The 5,106-nt window shown below is 48.7% G+C and carries 5 protein-coding genes; all 5 read left to right on the forward strand.

The window, feature by feature from the left end:
* The first annotated feature begins 142 nt into the window (after positions 1–142).
* The 5 genes from QM529_05890 to QM529_05910 all read left to right on the forward strand — a co-directional run bounded on the left by QM529_05890 (position 143) and on the right by QM529_05910 (position 4,958).
* On the forward strand, positions 143–1,291 hold the full coding sequence (locus tag QM529_05890; GenBank protein MDI9314184.1) for an ABC transporter substrate-binding protein: 1,149 nt from the start codon (positions 143–145) through the stop codon (positions 1,289–1,291).
* A gap of 160 nt (positions 1,292–1,451) precedes the next feature.
* Positions 1,452–2,483 carry an ABC transporter ATP-binding protein gene (locus tag QM529_05895; protein MDI9314185.1) on the forward strand — a complete coding sequence of 344 codons (1,032 nt, stop codon included), beginning with the start codon at positions 1,452–1,454 and terminating at the stop codon, positions 2,481–2,483.
* 15 nt (positions 2,484–2,498) lie between these two features.
* On the forward strand, positions 2,499–3,413 hold the full coding sequence (locus QM529_05900; protein MDI9314186.1) for an ABC transporter permease: 915 nt from the start codon (positions 2,499–2,501) through the stop codon (positions 3,411–3,413).
* Positions 3,414–3,449: 36 nt separating this feature from the next.
* Positions 3,450–4,256 (forward strand): ABC transporter permease, encoded by an 807-nt coding sequence (locus QM529_05905; protein ID MDI9314187.1) that lies wholly within the window; start codon positions 3,450–3,452, stop codon positions 4,254–4,256.
* Between the two features lie 93 nt (positions 4,257–4,349).
* Positions 4,350–4,958, forward strand: a complete 609-nt coding sequence (locus tag QM529_05910; protein MDI9314188.1) for a septation protein IspZ — start codon at positions 4,350–4,352, stop codon at positions 4,956–4,958.
* The last annotated feature ends 148 nt before the right edge of the window (positions 4,959–5,106 follow it).

Raw genomic sequence — 5,106 nt, forward strand, 5'->3', positions numbered from 1 at the left:
TTAAATTATTTGCTTGCGGAATGGCTTAATTTGTTTATAATAAAATCCATCAATGGGGGTGATGAGGGAATGGTTTCCGGTTGCCGGCTGTTGGTAAAATTTTGTTGTCTCTTCGGAAAGGATACCAACAATGTTAAAAAAAATGACGAAAAAAAATTATGTCAAAAACCTCTCATCGGTTATTGCCATGGCGATGGTGTTATCACCAGTTGCCTCGGCCTTTGCCGCTAGCAAAGAGGTCAATATCGTGGCCTGGCCGGGTTATATCGAACGCGGTGCCAGCGATAAAAACTATGACTGGGTAAGCGGTTTTGAAAAAGAAACCGGCTGTAAGGTCAAGGTCAAAACCGCTGGCACATCGGACGAAATGGTTAGTTTGATGAACCAAGGCGGCTATGACTTGGTTACCGCGTCGGGCGATGCCTCGGTCCGCTTGATTAAGGGCGGCAAGGTGCAACCGATAGATATCACCAAAGTCACCGGCTATTCGACGGTTGATAAACGTCTGCAAAATGCCGCATGGCATACGATAGATGGTAAACATTACGGCGTGCCCTATCAATGGGGGCCAAATGGTTTGCTCTACAACACCAATGTCTTTAAAAAAGCTCCAACCTCTTGGTCGGTGGTGTTTGAAGAACAAAAATTACCCGATGGCAAAAGCAACGCCGGTCGCGTGCAGGCCTATGACGGGGCGATTTACGTCGCCGATGCGGCATTATACTTGAAGAAGAAAGATCCTTCCTTGGGCATTAAAGATCCGTATCAATTGAACGAAAAACAATATGCCGCCGCGGTGGCGTTGTTGAAAAATCAACGCAAATTGGTTGGTCGCTATTGGCATGACGCCGGGGTGCAGATTGATGATTTCAAGAATGAAGGCGTCGTCGCCAGTTCGTCTTGGTCTTATCAAGCCAATGCCCTGATGGCCGATAAACAACCGGTCGCCTATGTCATCCCGAAAGAGGGTGCAACCGGCTGGGCCGACACCACCATGATGGCGAGCAAGTCAAAAAACACCGATTGCGCCTATGCGTGGTTAAATCATTCGATTAACCCAAAGGTGCAGGGCGACGTGGCCGCTTGGTTCGGCTCGGTGCCCGCGGTGCCGGCCGCCTGTAAGGGTAATGACTTACTGGGTAAAACTGGGTGCGAAGCCAACGGCGGTAAGCTGTTTGACAAAATCGCATTTTGGAAAACGCCAATCGCCGAATGCGGTGGGTCAGAACCATGCGTGCCATACAGCCGCTGGGTCAGCGACGTCATCGCCATTCAAAGCTCTGGCAAATAGGGGTTAGTGAATAAAACTATCTTCTATAGAAAATAAAATCAGGGGGCAGAATTTTTTTGGATTCTGCCCCCTTTTTTTATTTCTTTTCCTTTTTCTTTTCTTTTTTTGTGCTAAGCATTTTTTTATTAAGGGACGTCATTGAGGGAGCGAGGGAGACGCCATGAACAAAACAGCTATCGAATTTATCGGGGTTGGTAAGGATTACCAAACCAGCAAGGGGGTGATAAACGCCCTCATCAACCTTAACCTAAACATTAAGCCAGGCGAATTTTTTGCCTTGCTCGGGCCGTCGGGCTCGGGCAAAACCACCAGCCTGCGTTTGCTCGGCGGGTTTGAACCGCCCAGCCACGGCGCGATAAAATTATTCGGCGCGCCGACGGAACATTTGCCGCCGTTTGAACGGCCGATAGCCACGGTGTTCCAAGATTACGCCCTGTTTAATCATTTCAGCATCCTTGACAATGTTGCCTATGGCATGATGGTGCGCGGGGTTGCTAAGGCCAAACGCCATGCCGCGGCGCGCGACATGTTGGCGTTGGTGCAATTAACCGGCATGGAGGATAGAAAACCCGGTGCCCTGTCGGGCGGGCAAAGACAACGGGTCGCCTTGGCGCGCGCCCTGCTGACCAAGCCAAAAATTTTACTGCTTGATGAGCCGCTATCGGCACTCGATTTAAAATTGCGCGAAGAAATGCGCGTCGAATTAAAAAGCCTGCAAAAAAAACTCGGCATCAATTTCGTTTATGTCACCCACGACCAGGGTGAGGCACTGGCCATGGCCGACCGCATCGCGATATTTAATAAGGGGCAGTTGGAGCAGGTCGCAACCCCGCTCGATATTTACGAAAAACCGGCATCCTTGTTCGTTGCCGAATTTGTCGGCAGAGCTAATTTATTAACCGCCGCCCTGTCGAAAGACCTCGGCCTGGCCGAAAAATGGCACGCGGTGCGCGGTGAAAAAATCACCATCGCCAAGCAGAAAAAAACTGGCGGCTTATCACTGGCGGCAAAAATTATCGACCAGCAATACCAAGGGTCGAGTTGGCATTTCGAGGCCTTGCCCGACCATAAGGCGGCCGGTGGCAAAATGTTCTTGGTGATTGTGCCAAGCGGCCAGGAGCCCGATGTAAAAAAAGGCGACAAGGTTTACCTGTCCTTCGCCGCGTCGGCCGCGCACCCCCTAAATAAATAAACCATGGGCAACATCATGAAGCAACATTTGGGCAAATTTTATCGCATGGTTTATGAAAAACCATGGCTGGCACCATGGTTGTTGTTGGCGATTCCGCTTGCGTGGTTTTTGCTCGGCTATGTTGGCTCCTTGGTTAATTTGTTGATAAATAGTTTTTATTCGATAGACGAATTTTCGGGCGTCTTGATAAAAAAATTCACGCTGAAAACCTACGCCGCGATTTTCCAAATCAGCAATTTTCAAATCATCAGCCGTTCGGTGGTGATGGCGACCGCGGTTACCATGGCCTCGATTATCTTGGCCATGCCCTTGTCGTGGTTTATTGCGCGCCATGCCAAGCCACGGGTGCGCGCCGCGCTTTACCTGGCCATCATGTTGCCGCTGTGGTCGAGTTATCTGGTGCGGGTTTATTCTTGGAAATTGATATTGGCGAAGGAGGGGGTGTTGACCTATGTCTTCACCAAACTTCATTTGTCTTGGCTGTTGGATTCTATTCTGTCCCTGCCGGTGATTGGTGGCCCATCGCTGTCTTTTAGCTTGCTTGGCACCTTCATCGTGTTTGTTTATTTGTGGTTGCCCTACATGATACTGCCGATGCTTGCCAGTTTTGACCGCGTCAGCAAATCGTTGCAGGAAGCCTCGGGCGATCTTGGCGCGCGGCCCAACCAAACCTTTCGTTACGTTGTCTTGCCGCAGGCTATTCCCGGCATTGCCGCCGGTTCGATATTTACCTTCTCCCTGACCTTGGGGGATTATATCACGCCGAGCATCATCGGCTCGTCGCGCGTTTTTATCGGCCAGGCGGTTTATAGTTACCAGGGGGTGGCCGGCAACCTGCCACTTGCGGCGGTTTTTTCCATCGCGCCAATTTTGATTATGGCGGTGTATTTATCCTTGGCTGGTCGCCTGGGGGCATTCAAGGCCTTGTAATAAGCATTGTAAGAAATTTATAAAAATAATAAAAAAATGAAAAAAATAAATATCCATAATTATAACAAACCCCATTGGGTAACGCGCGGCGGCACTTTGTTCGCCCTGTTGTTTTTGCACCTGCCGATATTATTAATTTTTGTTTATGGTTTTTCGACCGACGAAACGACTTATCAATTTCCCTTGCCCGGCTTGACGCTTAAGTGGTTTCACATCGCGTTGTTCGAACGCCCCGATATTGTGCAGGCCATTACCCTGTCGGTCCAGGTCGCCTTGATAGCCACCGCCTTTGCCCTGGTGTTTGGCACCTTGACCGCCATGGCCTTGGCGCGGCATAATTTTTTGGGCAAAAATATCTTGTCGCTGTGGCTTTTGTTGCCGCTCGCCCTGCCGGGTATTATTACCGGCATGGCCCTGCGCGCCAGTTTTTATAGTTTCGACATCCCCTATAGTTTTTGGACGCTGGTGCTCGGCCATGCGACCTTTTGCATGGTGGTGGTGCATAACAATGCCATCGCGCGCCTGCGGCGGCTGTCGCCAAATATGGTGGAGGCGTCGCTCGACCTTGGTGCAAATTATTGGCAAAGCTTCCGTCACATTATTTTGCCGAACCTTGGCACCGCCTTGCTCGCCGGTTCTATGTTATCCTTCGCCCTGTCGTTTGACGAGGTCATTGTCACCACCTTTACCGCTGGCCAACAAACCACCCTGCCAATTTGGATGCTCGACCAATTGCTTCGCCCGCGCGAACGACCGGTTACCAACGTGGTGGCGATGATTGTGGTGGTTATCACCTTTATCCCGATACTTTTATCCTATCGCCTGATGCGCGAGGAAAAATAGAATAGATAAAAAATAATAGCGACTCTTTCAACGCCTATAACTTAGGTTGAAACCCATGGCATATTGTGTTATATCAATTTGTAGTTATTTTCCATGAGTCTGTTAATCGAATTATTACCAACTTTTCTGTTTGTTGGGATTTACGCCTTTACTGGTGGTGGGCTTTTTAAGGCCACGCTCGCCGGCATGATTTTCTCCACGGGTGCGACCCTGGGTTATTATACTATTTTTAAACGTATCACCAATTTGCAAATGGTGATGTTGGTCATGTTGCTCAGCCTGGGTGGCTTGACCATTTATTTTGAAACGCCGCGCTTTATACAATTATTGCCAACTATTATTTATTTTACATTTGCCGCGGCGGTTATATTGTCGATGTATAATAAAAAACCAATTTTGCGTATCATGTTCGGTAAAAAATTTTTAAAAAACGAAAAGAAGATTAAGGCAATCAACCTGTGGGATGATATGAGCTATCACTTCGCTGGTTTTTTGGCTTTTCTGTCGGCACTGAATTTGGTGGTGATGTTTTATGCCAGCACCGACTTTTGGGTGTATTTTAAATTGGCGGTGTTCTTATTGTTCGCCGCCTTTATCATTTGGGAACTGCGCTGGGCCTATCATAAAATCAGCCCGCGTTCGTCATTTTTGAATTGGCTAAAACATTTTTTTGTCAGCCAGTCAAAAAAACCACGAAGCTAGAAAGCCGCGACCGGCCTAAAATGGGCAAAACCAATTTTATGGTTGGTAATTAAAAATAAGCACCCAGCGACAGGCCAACCGCAAACACCAACAGGCCATTGTTATTTATCGTGCCCTTGATGGGCGGCGCGTTGTCGGCGGTGGCGGT

Origin of the sequence: Hydrotalea sp., assembly GCA_030054115.1 — a bacterium.
Taxonomy (GTDB): Bacteria; Pseudomonadota; Alphaproteobacteria; order JASGCL01; family JASGCL01; genus JASGCL01.

Excerpts from the sequence above, each read along its gene's own strand:
- QM529_05900 (MDI9314186.1), top strand. The coding sequence starts at position 2,499 with ATGAAGCAACATTTGGGCAAATTTTATCGCATGGTTTATGAAAAACCA.
- QM529_05910 (MDI9314188.1), top strand. The coding sequence starts at position 4,350 with ATGAGTCTGTTAATCGAATTATTACCAACTTTTCTGTTTGTTGGGATT.
- QM529_05905 (MDI9314187.1), top strand. The coding sequence starts at position 3,450 with ATGAAAAAAATAAATATCCATAATTATAACAAACCCCATTGGGTAACG.
- QM529_05895 (MDI9314185.1), top strand. The coding sequence starts at position 1,452 with ATGAACAAAACAGCTATCGAATTTATCGGGGTTGGTAAGGATTACCAA.
- QM529_05890 (MDI9314184.1), top strand. The coding sequence starts at position 143 with ATGACGAAAAAAAATTATGTCAAAAACCTCTCATCGGTTATTGCCATG.